This window comes from Thermomonas flagellata, from assembly GCF_022419185.1.
Taxonomy (GTDB): Bacteria; Pseudomonadota; Gammaproteobacteria; order Xanthomonadales; family Xanthomonadaceae; genus Thermomonas; species Thermomonas flagellata.
Genome location: NZ_JAJOZK010000001.1, coordinates 405,403 through 420,619, shown reverse-complemented (window position 1 = coordinate 420,619; position 15,217 = coordinate 405,403). Strand labels below are relative to the sequence as shown.

At 74.1% G+C, this 15,217-nt stretch carries 16 protein-coding genes; 9 read left to right on the top strand and 7 right to left on the bottom strand.

Annotation, left to right across the window (positions count from 1 at the left end; genetic code table 11):
- Positions 1 to 178: 178 nt before the first annotated feature.
- Both ML340_RS01990 and ubiH read right to left on the bottom strand, forming a co-directional pair.
- The gene (locus tag ML340_RS01990) at positions 179 to 1,381 is read right to left on the bottom strand and encodes an FAD-dependent monooxygenase (RefSeq protein ID WP_240096129.1); all 1,203 of its coding nucleotides are present in this window, start codon (positions 1,379 to 1,381) and stop codon (positions 179 to 181) included.
- Positions 1,378 to 2,616, bottom strand: coding sequence for a 2-octaprenyl-6-methoxyphenyl hydroxylase (gene ubiH / locus ML340_RS01985; RefSeq protein ID WP_240096127.1), 1,239 nt, complete (start codon positions 2,614 to 2,616; stop codon positions 1,378 to 1,380). Before ubiH ends, ML340_RS01990 begins: the two co-directional genes overlap by 4 nt.
- Before the next feature lie 46 nt (positions 2,617 to 2,662).
- On the opposite strand from ubiH, the gene ML340_RS01980 reads away from it, so the two are divergent.
- The 9 genes from ML340_RS01980 to ML340_RS01940 all read left to right on the top strand — a co-directional run bounded on the left by ML340_RS01980 (position 2,663) and on the right by ML340_RS01940 (position 11,501).
- Entirely contained in the window at positions 2,663 to 3,232 is a 570-nt protein-coding gene (locus ML340_RS01980) for a DUF6580 family putative transport protein (RefSeq protein ID WP_240096125.1), read from the top strand.
- A 24-nt stretch (positions 3,233 to 3,256) separates the two neighbouring features.
- On the top strand, positions 3,257 to 3,805 hold the full coding sequence (locus ML340_RS01975) for a cob(I)yrinic acid a,c-diamide adenosyltransferase (RefSeq protein WP_240096123.1): 549 nt from the start codon (positions 3,257 to 3,259) through the stop codon (positions 3,803 to 3,805).
- Positions 3,806 to 3,827: 22 nt separating this feature from the next.
- A complete protein-coding gene (locus ML340_RS01970; RefSeq protein ID WP_240096237.1) occupies positions 3,828 to 4,739 on the top strand; it encodes a histone deacetylase family protein in 912 nt (303 codons plus the stop codon).
- A gap of 70 nt (positions 4,740 to 4,809) precedes the next feature.
- A complete protein-coding gene (lptD, locus tag ML340_RS01965; protein ID WP_240096121.1) occupies positions 4,810 to 7,107 on the top strand; it encodes an LPS-assembly protein LptD in 2,298 nt (765 codons plus the stop codon).
- Complete coding sequence (locus ML340_RS01960) at positions 7,104 to 8,459, top strand: peptidylprolyl isomerase (protein WP_240096119.1); 1,356 nt, start codon at positions 7,104 to 7,106, stop codon at positions 8,457 to 8,459. Before lptD ends, ML340_RS01960 begins: the two co-directional genes overlap by 4 nt.
- 9 nt (positions 8,460 to 8,468) lie before the next feature.
- Positions 8,469 to 9,410: a 4-hydroxythreonine-4-phosphate dehydrogenase PdxA gene (pdxA, locus tag ML340_RS01955; RefSeq protein WP_240096117.1), complete on the top strand. Its 942-nt coding sequence runs from the start codon at positions 8,469 to 8,471 to the stop codon at positions 9,408 to 9,410.
- Entirely contained in the window at positions 9,407 to 10,213 is an 807-nt protein-coding gene (rsmA, locus tag ML340_RS01950; protein WP_240096115.1) for a 16S rRNA (adenine(1518)-N(6)/adenine(1519)-N(6))-dimethyltransferase RsmA, read from the top strand. The genes pdxA and rsmA overlap by 4 nt, the downstream gene beginning before the upstream one ends.
- 23 nt (positions 10,214 to 10,236) lie before the next feature.
- The gene (apaG, locus tag ML340_RS01945) at positions 10,237 to 10,617 is read left to right on the top strand and encodes a Co2+/Mg2+ efflux protein ApaG (RefSeq protein WP_240096113.1); all 381 of its coding nucleotides are present in this window, start codon (positions 10,237 to 10,239) and stop codon (positions 10,615 to 10,617) included.
- A 2-nt stretch (positions 10,618 to 10,619) separates the two neighbouring features.
- A complete protein-coding gene (locus ML340_RS01940) occupies positions 10,620 to 11,501 on the top strand; it encodes a symmetrical bis(5'-nucleosyl)-tetraphosphatase (RefSeq protein WP_240096111.1) in 882 nt (293 codons plus the stop codon).
- Between the two features lie 15 nt (positions 11,502 to 11,516).
- Here the strand turns inward: ML340_RS01940 and ML340_RS01935 are convergent, their stop codons facing one another.
- Genes ML340_RS01935 through ML340_RS01915 form a run of 5 tightly spaced genes read right to left on the bottom strand, consistent with a single transcriptional unit; the run spans position 11,517 to position 15,217 of the window.
- Entirely contained in the window at positions 11,517 to 12,011 is a 495-nt protein-coding gene (locus ML340_RS01935) for a dihydrofolate reductase (protein WP_240096235.1), read from the bottom strand.
- Between the two features lie 22 nt (positions 12,012 to 12,033).
- The gene (locus ML340_RS01930) at positions 12,034 to 12,828 is read right to left on the bottom strand and encodes a thymidylate synthase (protein WP_240096110.1); all 795 of its coding nucleotides are present in this window, start codon (positions 12,826 to 12,828) and stop codon (positions 12,034 to 12,036) included.
- Complete coding sequence (gene lgt, locus ML340_RS01925; RefSeq protein ID WP_240096108.1) at positions 12,825 to 13,745, bottom strand: prolipoprotein diacylglyceryl transferase; 921 nt, start codon at positions 13,743 to 13,745, stop codon at positions 12,825 to 12,827. Before lgt ends, ML340_RS01930 begins: the two co-directional genes overlap by 4 nt.
- Positions 13,746 to 13,793: 48 nt before the next feature.
- Positions 13,794 to 14,297, bottom strand: coding sequence for a TPM domain-containing protein (locus tag ML340_RS01920; protein ID WP_240096105.1), 504 nt, complete (start codon positions 14,295 to 14,297; stop codon positions 13,794 to 13,796).
- The gene (locus ML340_RS01915) at positions 14,297 to 15,217 is read right to left on the bottom strand and encodes a TPM domain-containing protein (protein WP_240096103.1); all 921 of its coding nucleotides are present in this window, start codon (positions 15,215 to 15,217) and stop codon (positions 14,297 to 14,299) included. The genes ML340_RS01920 and ML340_RS01915 overlap by 1 nt, the downstream gene beginning before the upstream one ends.

Below are 15,217 nucleotides of genomic sequence, written 5' to 3'. Positions count from 1 at the left end.
GCGGCGGTCGGGATGTTCCCCCGCTCAGCCAGCGGCATGCGCACCGGCACCTTGGGGTGCCGGTGCGTTTTCATGGGCTGTGACGCGCAGGCGCCCTATGATCGGGCCAGGGCCTGGAGGCCGCTCGCCGTTCCCGGCCCATCGATGTGCAGCCGTGGGCGTGCGGCTGAGGCCGCGCTCAGCCCCCCGCGGCGTGCCGCCAGAGCGCGTGCACCAGCGGCGGCAGCCGACCGGCCAGTCCGAGCAGCGGACCGCGCACCAGGGTCGGCAGCAGCGCATCGCCGGAGAACCCGGCATTGATCGCCTCGAACGCATACGCATCCACCGCGGTCGCGCTGCGCCGCGCCCGCGCCCAGCGCGCCAGCCGCGCCGGGCTGGCCAGATCGCGGCCCTGCGCGCGCGCCGCGCGCAGCACCTCGGCCAGCGCCGCCACGTCGCGCAGGCCGAGGTTGACCCCCTGCCCGGCCAGCGGATGCACCCGGTGCGCCGCATCCCCGAGCAGCAGCACGCGCCCGTCGGCATAGCGCTCGGCGAGCTGCCGACGCAGCGGAAACGCCGCGCGCGGGGAGCACAGCCGGAACCCGCCGAGTTCGCCGCCGAAGGCGCGCGCCAGCGCGGCGGCGAAGGCTACCTCCGGCTCCGCCAGCAGGCGCGCGGCCTCCGCGCCCGGCAGGCTCCACACGATCGAGCCCAGATGCCCGGGCGGCGCCAGCGCCGGCAGGTCGGCGAACGGCAGCAGCGCGACCGGCCCGCCGACTTGGAAGCGCTGCCAGCAGGTCTGGGCATGCGGGCGTTCGCTGGCGACGAAGGCGACCACCCCGGACTGGCGGTAATCGTGTGCCGGCGCGGCGATCCCGGCCAGCCGCCGCAGGGCCGACTCGCCGCCGTCCGCCGCCAATGCCAGCCGCGCGCGCAGGCGGCGGTCGTCATCCAGGCGCAGGCGCACGCCGTCGTCCTCCTGCGCGAGCGCCGCGATCCGCGCCGGCGCCAGCACGTCGACCCCGGCTTCGGGCAGGCACTGCCACAGCGCGCGCACCAGCACGGCGTTCTCCACGATCCAGCCCAGCTGCGGCTGGCCGAGCGCATCGGCATCGAACACCAGCGGCGCGCCGCCGCCGGCATCCCAGACCTGCATCCGCCGGTAGGGCTGCACCCGCTGCGCGCGCACGCCCTCCCACGCCCCCAGCCGCGCCAGCAGGGCGGCGTTGTCCGGCGCCAGGGCATATACCCGCAGGTCGGGCGTATCGCCCGCCGCCGGGACCGGCGGCTGCGCCTCCACCAGCGCCACCCGCAGGCCAAGCCGGGCCAACGCCAGCGCCGCCGCGGCACCGACCACGCCGCCGCCGGCGATCACCGCATCGTGGCGCTCGCCGCGGCTCATGCCGCCCCCCGCGCCAGCCGCGGCACATCGCCGCGGTAGCCCATCGCGCCGCCGACCAGCCAGCCCTGCAGGGCGGGACTGGCGGCGATCGCCAGCAGGCCGGCGCTGCGCAGCGGCGCCAGCCACGGCGCAGGGTTGCTGGCCAGTCGCGCCAGCCCGTCGGAGAACGCCAGCGTGCGCGTGCGGTCCTCGCCGCGGCGCTGCGCATGGCGGGCGAGCAGCGCGGGCGCGCCCGGATCGCCGCCCTGCGCGGCGGCCGCGTGCAGCTCCTCGGCCAGGACGAGGGCGTCGCGCAGGCCGAGGTTGAAGCCCTGCGCGCCGAGCGGATGCAGGCTCTGCGCCGCGTTGCCGACCAACACCGCGCGCGGCGCGGTGACGGTCTCGGCCACGGCCCCGACCAGCGGGTAGGCGCTGCGCGGGCCGACCGCGAGGAAGCGCCCGGCGCGCCAGCCGAACGCCGCCTGCACCCGCGCGAGGAACGCGGCGTCGGCCAACGCCGCCACCGCCGCGGCCTGCGCCGTGGCGACCCCGTGCACCAGGCCGTAGTGGCCATCGCCGCGCGGCAGCAGCGCGGTCGGGCCGTCGGCGGTCAGGCGTTCCCAGGCAGTGCCGTCGGGCGCGCGCGCGCCGCGCAGGCGGGCCACGAACAAGGTTTGGCCGTAATCATGGCGGCGCACCCCGATCCCCAGCGCCGCGCGCACCGCGCTGTCGGCGCCGTCGGCCGCGACCAGCAGGCGCGCCTGCACCCGCCGCGGGCCGTCGGCGGTGTCCAGTTCGACCGTGCGCGTGCCGTCCGCGTCCGCGCCGACCGCGACGCAGCGCGCCGGGCGGTAGCGCACCAGCCCAGGCAGCGCCTGCAAACCGGCCTCCAGCGCGCGCCCGAGGTCGGCCGCGACCACCACCTGGCCGAAGGCCGTGCGCCCGAAGTCGGCGGCATCCAGCCAGAGCCGGCCGAACTCGCCGGCGCGGCTGACGTGGATGCGCCGGATCGGGCCGCCCGGCGCCGCCAGCCGCGCCCACACGCCGAGCGCCTGCAGCGCGTGCACGCTGGCCTCGGCCAGGCTGAGGTTGCGCTGGTCGTACACCGGCGGCGGCGCGCCGGGCGGGGCGGCCTCGGCCAGGGCCACGTCGAGGCCGCTGCCGTGCAGGGCGAGCGCCAGGCTGGCACCGACCAGGCCGCCGCCGACGATCAACACATCGTGCCGGGGCGGGCCTGCGGGGGAGTCGGAAGGCATTGCGCTATGCTAGCGGCTTGCAGGCATGTTCCGCAGGCATCCCGTGATGAACCGCTCCTCCGCCCCCCTCGCCCCCGGCCCGCTGGTACTCGCCGGCCTGATCCTGCTGGCCGCGCTCAGCCGGGTGCTGCCGCACCCGCCGAACTTCTCCCCGATCGAGGCGATCGCGCTGTTCGGCGGCGCCTACTATGCCGACCGCCGCTGGGCGCTAGCCGTGCCGCTGCTGGCGATGTTCGTCTCCGACCTCGCGCTCGGCCTGCTCAACGGCGGGATCTACTGGGACTACTTCGCCAGCGCCGGCTACCTGCTGGTGTATGCGGCAATCGTGCTGTCCACCCTGCTCGGCTTCGGCCTGCGCGGGCGCGCCAGCGGCGCGCGCGTGCTCGGCTATGCCCTGGCCGGCTCGCTGCTGTTCTTCCTGGTGACCAACTTCGGCGCCTGGCTGGCCAGCCCGCTCTACCCGCGCACCGCCGGCGGCCTGCTGGCGGCCTATCTGGCCGGCATCCCGTTCTTCCAGTGGAGCGTGCTCGGCACCCTGGTCTACGCCGGGCTGCTGTTCGGCGGCTTCGCGTGGCTGCGCCGGCGCGTGCCGGCGCTGCGCGCGCGCACCGCCTGAGCCTGCGCCCGCGCGGCCGCGGCCATGGGCAACCGCCTCAGCAAGATCTACACCCGCACCGGCGACGACGGCAGCACCGGCCTGGGCGACGGCAGCCGCACCGGCAAGGACGCGCCGCGGGTCTCCGCCTATGGCACCGTGGACGAGGCCAATTCCTGCCTCGGCCTGCTCTTGGCCTGTGCGCTGCCGGACGACGTACGCGCGCTGCTGGTGCGCATCCAGCACCAGTTGTTCGACCTCGGCGGCGAGCTGTGCATCCCCGGGCATGCCGCGATCTCCGACGCCGACATCGCGGCGCTGGAGGCGCAGCTGGACCACTACAACGCGCCGCTGCCGCCGCTGAAGGACTTCATCCTGCCCGGCGGCGGCGAGGCCGCGGCGCGCTGCCACCTGGCGCGCACGGTGGTGCGCCGGGCCGAACGCGAGACGGTCGCGCTCTCGCGCCTGGAACCGGTGCGGCCGCAGGCGATCGGCTACCTCAACCGGTTGTCGGACCTGCTGTTCGTGCTGGCGCGCGTGCTGGCGCGCGCGGACGGCCACGGCGAGGTGCTCTGGGACCATGCCCGCCGCTGAGGCCGGCCCGCAGGCGACGCCGGTGTGGGTCTACACCCACCGGGCCTGCCTCGCGCACGATCCCGGTCCCGGCCATCCGGAGTGCCCGCCGCGGCTGACGGCGCTGCTCGAGGCGCTGCGCGCGGGCCTGCCCGGGCTGGACTGGCGGCAGGCCCCGGTGGCCAGCCGCGGCCAGCTGCTGCGGGTGCACGCGCCGGCCCTGCTGGCGCAGGTGCTGGATGCGCGGCCGGCCGTCCCGCAGCGGCTGGACCCGGACACCGTGCTCGGCCCCGGCTCCGGCGAGGCGGCGCTGCGCGCGGCCGGCGCGGTGGTGGCCGCGGTGGACGCCGTGCTCGGCGGCGACGGCGGGCGTGCCTTCTGCGCGGTGCGCCCGCCCGGCCACCACGCCACCGCCGACACCGCGATGGGCTTTTGTCTGTTCAACAACGTCGCGGTCGGCGCCGCGCACGCGCTGGAGGCGCATGGGCTGGCGCGGGTGGCGATCGTGGATTTCGACGTCCACCACGGCAACGGCACCCAGGCGATCTTCGCCGCGGATCCGCGCGTGCTGTTCCTCAGCTCGCACCAGATGCCGCTCTATCCCGGCAGCGGGGAGGCCTGCGAGCGCGGGGTCGGCAACCTCGGCAACGCGCCGCTGCCGCCCGGCGCCGACGGCGCCGCGTTCCGCGCCGCCTGGCGCGGGCAGCTGCTGCCGCGCCTGCACGATTTCCGCCCGCAATTGCTCCTGGTCTCCGCCGGGTTCGACGGCCACCGCCGCGACCCGCTGGCGCAGCTGCAGCTGGAGGCCGAGGACTTCGCCTGGTTGACCTGCGAGCTGGTCGCCTGCGCGCGTCGCCACGCCGGCGGCCGGATCGTCTCCAGCCTCGAGGGCGGCTACGACCTGCAAGCGCTCGGCGAATGCACGCTCGCCCACGTGCGCGCGCTGGCTGCCTGACCCCGCGCGGTTTGCCCGCCCTGCGGGGTTCCGGCAAGCTAGCCGTTCGTTTGCCCCAGACGGAACCCCCGTGCGCCCGGTCCTGCGCCTGCTGCCCCTGTCCCTGTGCATCGCCCTGGCCCTGCCCGCCCGTGCCGGCGACATGCAGCCCAACTGGAAGCTGTGCCCGGCGCGCGACCCGGTGCCGGCCTTCCCGGATGCGCAGCAGGCCCCGGAAGGACTGAAGGTCGACAACGCCGAGCAGCCGATCAACATCGGCGGCGACGACCTGTCCGGCACCGAGGACAACCCGGTGTTCAAGGGCAACGTGACCCTGCGCCGCGGCACCCAGTTCATGGGCGCCGACCAACTCACCTACGACCGCAACCAGGACGTCTACACCGCGGTCGGCAGCATCCGCTACCAGGGCGGCGGCCTGCGCCTCATCGCCGCGCGCGCGGAGGGCAACCAGGCCACCGACAGCCACCGCGTGGACGACGTGCGCTACCAGCTGCTGGCGCGGCGCGGCAACGGCAGCGCACGCCGGGTCACCCTGACCGGCAACGACGGCGTGCTGTACGACGGCACCTACTCGACCTGCCAGCCCGAGGACCGGCGCTGGGAGGTGCGCGCCAAGCGGATCGACATCGACACCGAGGCCGGCTTCGCGGTCGCGCACGACGCCACCCTGCGGATCGGCCGCATCCCGGTGCTGTACCTGCCGTGGTTCCGCTTTCCGACCGACGACCAGCGCCGCACCGGCCTGCTGATGCCGATGCTCTCCAACTCCAGCCGCAACGGCCTGGACTGGCGGCAGCCGGTGTACCTGAACCTGGCGCCCAACTACGACGCCACCTTGACCCCGCGCCTGATGACCTCGCGCGGGCTGCAGCTGGGCGCGCAGTTCCGCTACCTCGTCGAGGGCGGGCAGGGCACGGTCGAGGCCGCCTACATGCCGCACGACCGCCTGCGCGACCGCAGCCGCGGGATGTTCCGCTACTGGGCGTTCCAGGACGTCAGCCCGCAATGGCAGGCGCGCGCCAACCTGAACTGGATCAGCGACACCCGCTACCTCGAGGACTTCAGCAGCAGCCTGGACGGGCTCTCGCAGTACTCGGCCTACAGCGAGATCGGCCTCTACGGCCATGGCCGCGGCTGGGACGCGGCGCTGTCCGCCGACCGCTGGCAGCTGGCCGACTTCACCCTGACCGAGGCAGTGATGCCCTACGACCGCGCGCCGCGCGCCTGGGTGCACGTCGACCGCCCGCTGGCCGGCCTGCTGCACTGGCGGCTGGACGCCGAGGCGGTGCGCTTCTGGCACCCGGCGCGGCCGGGCGGCGCGCGCCTGGACCTCAAGCCCGGCCTCAGCCTGCCGCTGGAGGGCGACGCCTGGTTCCTGACCCCGACCCTGGCCTACCGCTACACCACCTACGAACTGGACGACGCCCTCGCGCGCCAGCTCGGCAGCCGCAGCCCCTCGCGCGGGCAACCGATCCTGAGCGTGGATGCTGGCCTGTTCTTCGACCGCGAGACCCGGATCAAGGGCAAGGACTACCTGCAGACGATCGAGCCGCGGCTGTTCTACCTGCGGGTGCCGTACGCCGACCAGACCGACATGCCGGTGTTCGACACCCAGCCGCTGACCTTCGGCTGGAGCCAGCTGTTCCGCGACAACCGCTATTCCGGCGCCGACCGCCAGGCCGACGCCAACCAGGTCACGCTGGCGGTCAGCACCCGCAGCATCCGCCAGTCCGACGGCCGCGAGCGGTTCTCCGCCAGCCTCGGCCAGATCCACTACCTGTCGGCGTCGCGGGTCACCCTGCCGAACGAGCCGATCACCGAGAAGGGCCGCTCGGCCTGGGTGGTGGACGCCAACTACGCGCCGACCGACCGCTGGACCATCGGCGCCTCCTACCAGTGGGATCCCAAGTTCAAGCGCACCGATCTGGCCAGCCTGCGCGCGCGCTACCTGCTGCCGGAGCAGGGCGTGGTCAACCTCGGCTACCGCTACCGGCGCGGCGTGCTCGAGCAGACCGACCTGGCCTTCCTGTACCCGGTGAACGCCAACTGGAGCCTGGTCGGCCGCCACTACTACTCGCTGCGCGACCGCAAGACCCTGGAGAGCGTCGCCGGCGTGCAGTGGGACAGCTGTTGCATCGCCGTTCGGGTTGTCGCGCGCCGCTACGTGCACAATCGCGCCGGCCAGCTTGCCAATTCCCTGATGTTCGAGTTCGAACTGAAGGGCATGGGCTCGGCCGGGCAGGACACCCAGCGCATCCTGCGCCGCGCGATCCTCGGCTACAATCGGGACGATCTGTACCTGGTGCCGCCGCAGACCGCCACCGGCCAGCCGCCTTCCTCGACGGACCTCGACGACACCACGCCATGACCCCCGCCTTCCGCCGCCTTTCCCGCCCGCTGCTGCTCGCCCTGCTGGCCGCCCCGCTGCTGCCCGCGGCGCCCGTGCTGGCGCAGCAGGCGGCGGCGCAGGCGCAGCCGGTGGACCGCATCGCCGCGGTGGTCAACGACGACGTGATCCTGCGCAGCGAGCTGGACCGCGCGATCGCCAACATCCGCGCGCAGTACGCCGGCAAGGAGAACCTGCTGCCGCCGGAGAACGTGCTCGAGCGCCAGGTGCTCGAGCGCCTGATCCTGACCCGCCTGCAGATCCAGCGCGCGACCGACGCCGGCATCACCGTCAGCGACGAGGAGCTCGAACGCGCGGTGCAGGCGGTCGCCCAGCAGAACGGCATGAGCGTAGACCAGCTGCGCGCGCGGCTGGCGCAGGAAGGCATCGACTTCCCCAGCTTCCGCAACAACCTGCGCGACGAGATCGTCACCCAGAAGCTGCGCCAGGGCTTCGCCCAGGGCCGGATCAACGTCAGCGAGGCGGAGGTCGACGCTGCGCTGGCGACCGCCGCCACGACCGCCAGCCAGCAGTTCCACCTCGCGCACATCCTGGTCGCAGTGCCCGACGGCGCCACCCCCGAGCAGCTGGCGATCGCCGAGAAGAAGATCAACGGCGTCAAGGGCCTGATCGACCGCGGCGAGATGAGCTTCGCCGCGGCCGCGGTGCGCTATTCCGACAGCCCCAACGCGCTGGAGGGCGGCGACCTCGGCTGGCGCAGCCTCAACGAGATCCCGCCGGCGTTCGCCGCGGCGATCCAGCAGATGCAGCCCGGCCAGGTGATCGGCCCGATCCGCGGCCCGAGCGGCTACCAGCTGGTGCAGTTGATCGAAACCCGCAACCAGGCCCCGGCGGCCGGCGACAAGGTCACCCAGTTCGCCGCGCGCCAGATCCTGATCAAGGTCGACGACAAGACCAGCGACGCCGCGGCGCACGCCAAGGCCGACGCCCTGGCCGCGCGCCTGGCCGGCGGCGCCGACTTCGCCAAGCTGGCCAGCGAGAATTCCGACGACCCGGCCACCCGCCGCCGCGGCGGCGACCTCGGCTGGTTCACCGCCGACGCCTATGGCACCACCTTCGGCCTGCAGGTCGCAGCGCTCGCCGACGGCCAGACCTCGGCCCCGTTCCGCACCGACGAGGGCTGGGTGATCGTGCAGCGCACCGGCAGCCGCCAGGTGGTGGCCGGCGACGAGAACCGCCGCGCCCAGGTCCGCGAGACCATCGGCCGGCGCAAGCTCGAGGACCAGTGGGACCGCTTCCTGCGCGAGCTGCGCGGCGAGGCCTACGTCGACGTGCGCACCAGCGAGCCGGCGGCGCCCGCCAGCGGCGGCTGAGAGGCGGCCGTGCGGCCGCGGCTGGCGCTGGTCCCGGGGGAACCTTCGGGCATCGGCCCGGAACTGGTGGTGCGCGCCCTGCAGCGCGACTGGGGCGCCGACTTCGTCCTGTACGGCGATCCGCGCGTGCTGCACGCCGCCGCCGCACGCCTGGGCCTGCCGCTGCCCACGCAGTTGCATTGGGTCGAACTGCCCTGCCCGGCGGCGGCGGTCGCGGGTCGGCCGGATCCGGCCAATGCCGCCAGCGTGGTCGCCGCGCTCACCCAGGCCGGGCGCGCCTGCCTGGACGAGGCCTGCGACGGGCTGGTCACCGGCCCGGTGCACAAGGCAGTGATCAACCAGGCCGGGATCGCGTTCACCGGCACCACCGGCCTGCTGGCCGAACAGGCCGGCTGCGACGTCGTGATGATGCTGGCCAATCCGGCCATGCGGGTCGCCCTGCAGACCGTGCACCTGCCGCTGCGCGCGGTGCCGGAGGCGATCACCGCGGACGCGCTGGCGCGCACCCTGCGCATCCTCGACGCCGCGCTGCGCACGCAGTTCGGCATTCCCCAGCCGGTGATCGCGGTGCTCGGCCTGAACCCGCATGCCGGCGAGGACGGCCACCTCGGCCGCGAGGAGCTGGAGGTGATCGCGCCGACGCTGGAAGCCCTGCGCCGCGCGGGCCTGCACCTGCGCGGCCCGCTGCCGGCCGACACCGCCTTCCTGCCGGAGAAACTGCGCGGCGTGGACGCGGTGCTGGCGATGTACCACGACCAGGGCCTGCCGGTGCTCAAGCACGCCGACTTCGCGCATGCGGTGAACATCACCCTCGGCCTGCCCTATCCGCGGGTGGCGGTGGACCACGGCACCGCGCTCGACCTCGCCGGCACCGGCCAGGCCGACCCCTCCAGCCTGTTTGCGGCGATCGCCACCTGCGCGCAGCTGGCGCGGCGCCGGCACACCGCATGAGCCACGGGTTCACCGCCGCGGCCAAGAAGCACCTCGGGCAGAACTTCCTGCACGAGCGGGGCGTGATCGCGAAGATCGTGCAGGCGATCGACCCGCGGCCGGGCGACGTGCTGGTGGAGATCGGCCCCGGCCAGGGCGCGCTCACCTTTCCGCTGCTGGACCGCCACGGCGAACTGACCGCGATCGAATTCGACCGCGACCTGCACGCCCCGCTGCAGGCCGCGGCCGCTGCGCACGGGCGCCTGCACCTGATCGCAGGCGACGTGCTCGGGGTGGACTTCAGCGCGCTGGCCGTGCGCGGCGGCGACGCCCGCGGGCAGATCCGGCTGCTCGGCAACCTGCCCTACAACCTGTCCTCGCCGATCCTGTTCCATGCGCTGGACCACGCCGGCGCGATCCGCGACATGCACTTCATGCTGCAGAAGGAAGTGGTGGAGCGCATGGCCGCCGGGCCGGGCAGCAAGGTCTATGGGCGCCTGTCGGTGATGCTGCAGGCCTATTGCGCGGTGACGCCGCTGTTCACGGTGCCGCCCGGCGCGTTCCGGCCGGCGCCGAAGGTGGACTCGGCCGTGGTGCGGCTGGTGCCGAAGCCGGCCGACGCGATCGCGGTGCGCGACCGCGAGGTGTTCGCCGCCGTCGTGCGCGCCGCGTTCGGGCAGCGCCGCAAGACCCTGCGCAACGCGCTGCAGGGCGTGGCCGACGGCGCCGCGATCGCGGCCGCCGGCCTGCGCGCCGACGCGCGTGCCGAGCAGGTGCCGGTGGCCGGCTTCGTGGCGCTGGCGAACGCACTGCCGCGCGCGTGAGCCGGGCCCGCTAGAATGGGCGCATGAGCTCGTCCGATTACCGCTTCGACATCGCGGTGGCCACCCGCTTCCTCGACGACCAGTCCGCGCCCGAGCAGGGCCGCTACGTGTTCGCCTACACCGTGCAGATCCACAACCGCGGCCGGGTCGCGGCGCGCCTGCTCGGCCGCCGCTGGACGATCGTCGACGGCAACGGCAAGGTGCAGAAGGTGGTCGGCGAGGGCGTGGTCGGCGAACAGCCCTGGCTGCGCCCTGGCGACGGCTTCGAGTACACCTCCGGCGCGGTGCTGGAGACCGACATCGGCACCATGCAGGGCAGCTACGACATGCTGGCGGACGACGGCACCCGGTTCGAGGCGCCGATTCCCGCGTTCACCCTGTCCGTTCCGCGCACCCTGCACTGACGATGGCGACCTGGGCCATCGGCGACCTGCAGGGCTGCTACGACGTCACCGCCCGCCTGCTGGACACGCTGCGGTTCGACCCCGCGGTGGACCGCCTGTGGTTCTGCGGCGACCTGGTCAACCGCGGCGGGCAGTCGCTGCAGACCCTGCGCCTGGTGCACTCGCTGCGCGAGGTCAGCCACGTGGTGCTGGGCAACCACGACCTGTCGCTGCTGGCGGTCGGCGCGCGCAGCCCGGACGAGCAGCGCCGGGTCAACCCCGACCTGCTCGCGGTGGTACAGGCCGAGGACGGCCCGGAACTGCTGGACTGGCTGCGCCGGCAGCCGTTGGTGCACGTGGACCGCGCGCTCGGCTGGATGATGGTGCACGCCGGGCTGGCACCGAAATGGACCATCGCCCTGGCCGAGCGCCACGCGCGCGAGGTCGAGGCGCGCCTGCGCGGCGAGCAGTACCGCAAGCTGCTCAAGCACATGTATGGCGATGGCCCCGACTGGTCGCCCGGCCTGCGCGGGGTCGAGCGCGACCGCGCGATCATCAACGTGTTCACCCGCATGCGCTACTGCAGCCCGCGCGGGCGGATCGCATTCGAGCACAAGGGCGCGCCCGGCACCCAGCCGGCCGGCCTGTATCCGTGGTACGAGGTGCCCGGCCACGCCGCGCGCGAGCTGAAGATCGTGTGCGGGCACTGGAGCACGCTCGGGCTGTTCATCGGCCACGGGGTGCACGCGATCGACACCGGTGCGGTCTGGGGCGGGCGGCTCACCGCGTTGCAACTGGACACCGAGGAGTTGCGGGTGGTGCAGGTGCCCGGGCGCGACACCCCGGCGCCGCCGCCGAAGCCGCGCAAGCCCGCGCGCCCGCCGCCGCCCCCCACCAGCGGCTGAATCCGCCGCGCGGCGTCAACGCCGGCGGTAATCCACGAACGCGAACGCAAACGCGTGGGCGGCGTCCGCGGGATGCGCGGCCTGCGCCACGACGTCCCACGCGCGCGGATCGAACGCCGGGAAGAAGGCATCGGCACCGTCCACCCGGGTGTCCACGTGGGTCAGGTGCAGGTCGGTCGCGCGCGGCAGCGCCAGCGCGTACACCTGCCCCCCGCCGATCACGCACAGCTCGTCGCCCTCCGCCGCGGCGGCCAGCGCGAGCGCCTCCTCCAGCGAAGCGACCGCCTGCATCCCCGGGAACGGCACCTGGCCACCGCGGGTCAGCACCAGGTTGCGCCGCCCCGGCAGCGCGCGCCCCAGCGATTCGGCGGTGCGCCGCCCCATCAGCACCGGCTTGCCGAAGGTGAGCGCCTTGAAGCGCTTGAGATCGTCCGGCAGGTGCCAGGGCAACGCGTTGCCGCGGCCGATGGCCGAACGGCGGTCGAGCGCGGCGATCAGCGAGACGCGCATGCCAGGCTCGGCCACGGCCGGCTCACACCGCCACCGGCGCCTTGATCGCCGGCCACGGGTCGTAGCCGTCGATCGCGATGTCCTCATAGCGGAAGCCGAAGATGTCGCGCACGTCCGGGTTCAGCCGCAGCGTCGGCAGCGGGCGCGGCGTGCGCGCCAGCTGTTCGCGCGCCTGCGCGAAGTGGTTGGAATACAGGTGGGCATCGCCGAGGGTGTGCACGAAATCGCCGACGCCCAGCCCACACACCTGCGCGACCATGTGGGTCAGCAGGGCGTAGCTGGCGATGTTGAACGGCACGCCGAGGAAGATGTCGCCGCTGCGCTGGTAGAGCTGGCAGCTCAGGCGGCCGTCCGCCACGTAGAACTGGAACAGCACGTGGCAGGGCTGCAGCGCCATCTTCGCCAGGTCGGCCACGTTCCAGGCGGACACCACCAGCCGGCGCGAATCCGGGTTGCGGCGGATCTCCTCCACCACCCAGCGGATCTGGTCGATCGCCTGCCCGTCGGCGCCCTGCCAGCTGCGCCACTGCTTGCCGTACACCGGCCCCAGCTCGCCGTCGGCGTCCGCCCACTCGTCCCAGATCGAGACTTTGTTGGCCTTCAGGTAGGCGATATTGGTGCCACCCTGCAGGAACCACAAGAGCTCGTGCACGATCGAGCGCAGGTGCAGCTTCTTGGTGGTGACCAGCGGGAAGCCCTCGCGCAGGTCGAAGCGCATCTGCCAGCCGAACACGCTGCGGGTGCCGGTGCCGGTGCGGTCGGCCTTGTCGGTGCCGTGCGCCAGCACGTGGCCCAAGAGGTCCAGGTATTGCCTCACTGCGCCGTCTCCGCGGCCGGCATCAGGGTCGGCGCCGTGCGCGACTTCCACAGCCAGAACAGGCCGAGCAGGATCAGCGGCAGGCTCAGCAGCTGGCCCATGGTCAGCCAGCCGAAGGCGAGGTAGCCCAGTTGGGCGTCCGGCTCGCGCACGAACTCGACCAGGAACCGGAAGCAGCCGTACAGCAGCGCGAACAGGCCGGAGACGGCATAGCGCGGGCGCGGCTTGCGCGAGTACCACACCAGCACCGTGAACATGACCAGCCCCTCCAGGGTGGCCTGGTACAGCTGCGAGGGATGGCGCGCGAACGCGTCCAGCAGGCCGGCATCGAACTGCGCGCGCAGGGTCGCCGCGTCCATCGAGGCGAACGGCTCCGGCAGCGAGCGCGGGAACACCACGCCCCAGCCGTCGAACCAGGTGCCCTGGGTCGGCTTGCCCCAGAGTTCGCCGCCGATGAAGTTGCCCAGCCGCCCGAACCCGAGCCCGGCCGGCACCAGCGGCGCCACGAAGTCGGCCACGTCGAAGAAGTGCAGGCGCTGCCGGCGCGCCCACCATGCGACCGCGACCAGCACGCCGATCAGGCCGCCGTGGAAGCTCATGCCGCCCTCCCACACGCGCAGGATCAGCAGCGGGTCGTGCAGGAACGCCGGCAGGTCGTAGAACAACATGTAGCCGATGCGGCCGCCGAGCACCACGCCGAGCATGGCGTAGAACAGCAGGTCGCCGAATCCGGCCTCGTCCACCCCCGGCAGGCGCCCGGCGCGCACCCGCCGCCGCCCCAGCCACCAGGCGACCAGAAAGCCCAGCAGGTACATGATCCCGTACCAGTGGATGCGCGGATGCACGCTGCCCAGCAGCGGCAGCGTCCACTGGCCGAGGTCGAGCGCGATCGGGTCGATCTGGTGCAGGTAGGGCATCGGCCTATTGTGCCCCACGCCCGCGCCGCCGCGGGAACGGCGCGCGGCTCACAGCCGCACCGGGCGGTCCGGCAGCTCGTTGCTGTCCGCCTGCCCGGGCGCGCGCGGAAAGTGCTCGGCGAGCACATCGCCGATCGCCTCGACCGCCGCCACCACCGCATCCGCGGGCGAGCCGGCCTGCAGGTCCGCGCGCAGGCGCGCGCAGATCGCCTGCCACTGCGCGGGCGCCACCCGCCCGTCGAGGCCGCGGTCGGCAACGATCTCGATCGCGCGGTCGGCCAACTGCAGGTACAGCAGCACGCCGTTGTTGGCGGCGGTGTCCCATACCCGCAGGCGCGCGAACGCCTCCTGCGCGCGTGCGCGCGGCGACTGCCCGCGCCACAGCGCGCGCCACGGCAGCCCGGCTTCGACCGCGAAGCAGATCTCACCGGTGTGCGCCTGCTCGCTCATCGCGATCGCCTGCGCGATGCGCTCCATCGCGGCGGGCGGGAACCAGGCATGGGTGCCGCCGACGGTCAGGTGCCGCCACCCGCGGCGCAGGGACGCGCGCATCACCAGCCTCCCGAGGCGCCGCCGCCGCCGGACAGCCCGCCGCCGCCCGACCAGCCACCGCCGCCGCCACCACCGCCGAACCCACCTCCGCCGCCCCAGCCGCCGAAGCCGCCCCAGTCGCGGCCGCTGGCAAAGCGCCCGCCGCCGCGGTCGCCGGCATTCAGGCCCAGCAACATGCCGCCCATCGCGCCCAGCGCGGCGCCCACCTGCGAAGACGACACCCACCAGCCCACCGCGCCGCCGACCACGGCCCCGGCCATCCCGCACAGCAGGGCCGGCAGGAACCCGAGCAGGGACGTCGCCACCCGCGCGGCCACCAAGGCCGCCAGCACGCCCAGCGCCAGACGCAGCCCGCTGGGCTCGTCGCCGGTGGCGTGCGCGGCCACCGGCGGCGGCAGCGGTTCGCCGTCGACCAGGCGCACCAGTTGCGCGGTGGCCTCGCGCAGGCCGCCGGCGTAGTCGCCCTGGCGGAAGCGCGGCACCAGGTATTCCTGGATCACGCGGCCGGCGGCGATGTCCGGGATCGCCCCTTCCAGCCCGTAGCCGACCTCGATCCGCGCACGGCGGTCGTCCTTGGCCACCACCAGCAGCACGCCGTCGTCCACGCCCTTGCGCCCGAGCCGGAACGCCTCGAACGCGCGCACCGCGTACTGCTCGATGGTCTCCGGCCGGGTCGTGGGCACGATCAGCACCTGCAGCTGGGCGCCCTTGCGCTGCTGCAGCGCGCGCGCCTGCGCCTCCAGTGCCTGCACGCTGGCGGCATCCAGGGTGCCGGTGGTGTCCACCACCGGCCCGCGCAGCGGCGGAATCGCGGCCAGCGCTTGCGCCCATGCCGGCAGCGCGACCGCCGCGGCGGCCACCAGCAGCAGCCCCAGCAGCGCCAGCCGCCAGCCGGCCGCTTGCATGCGCACCCGGCTCAT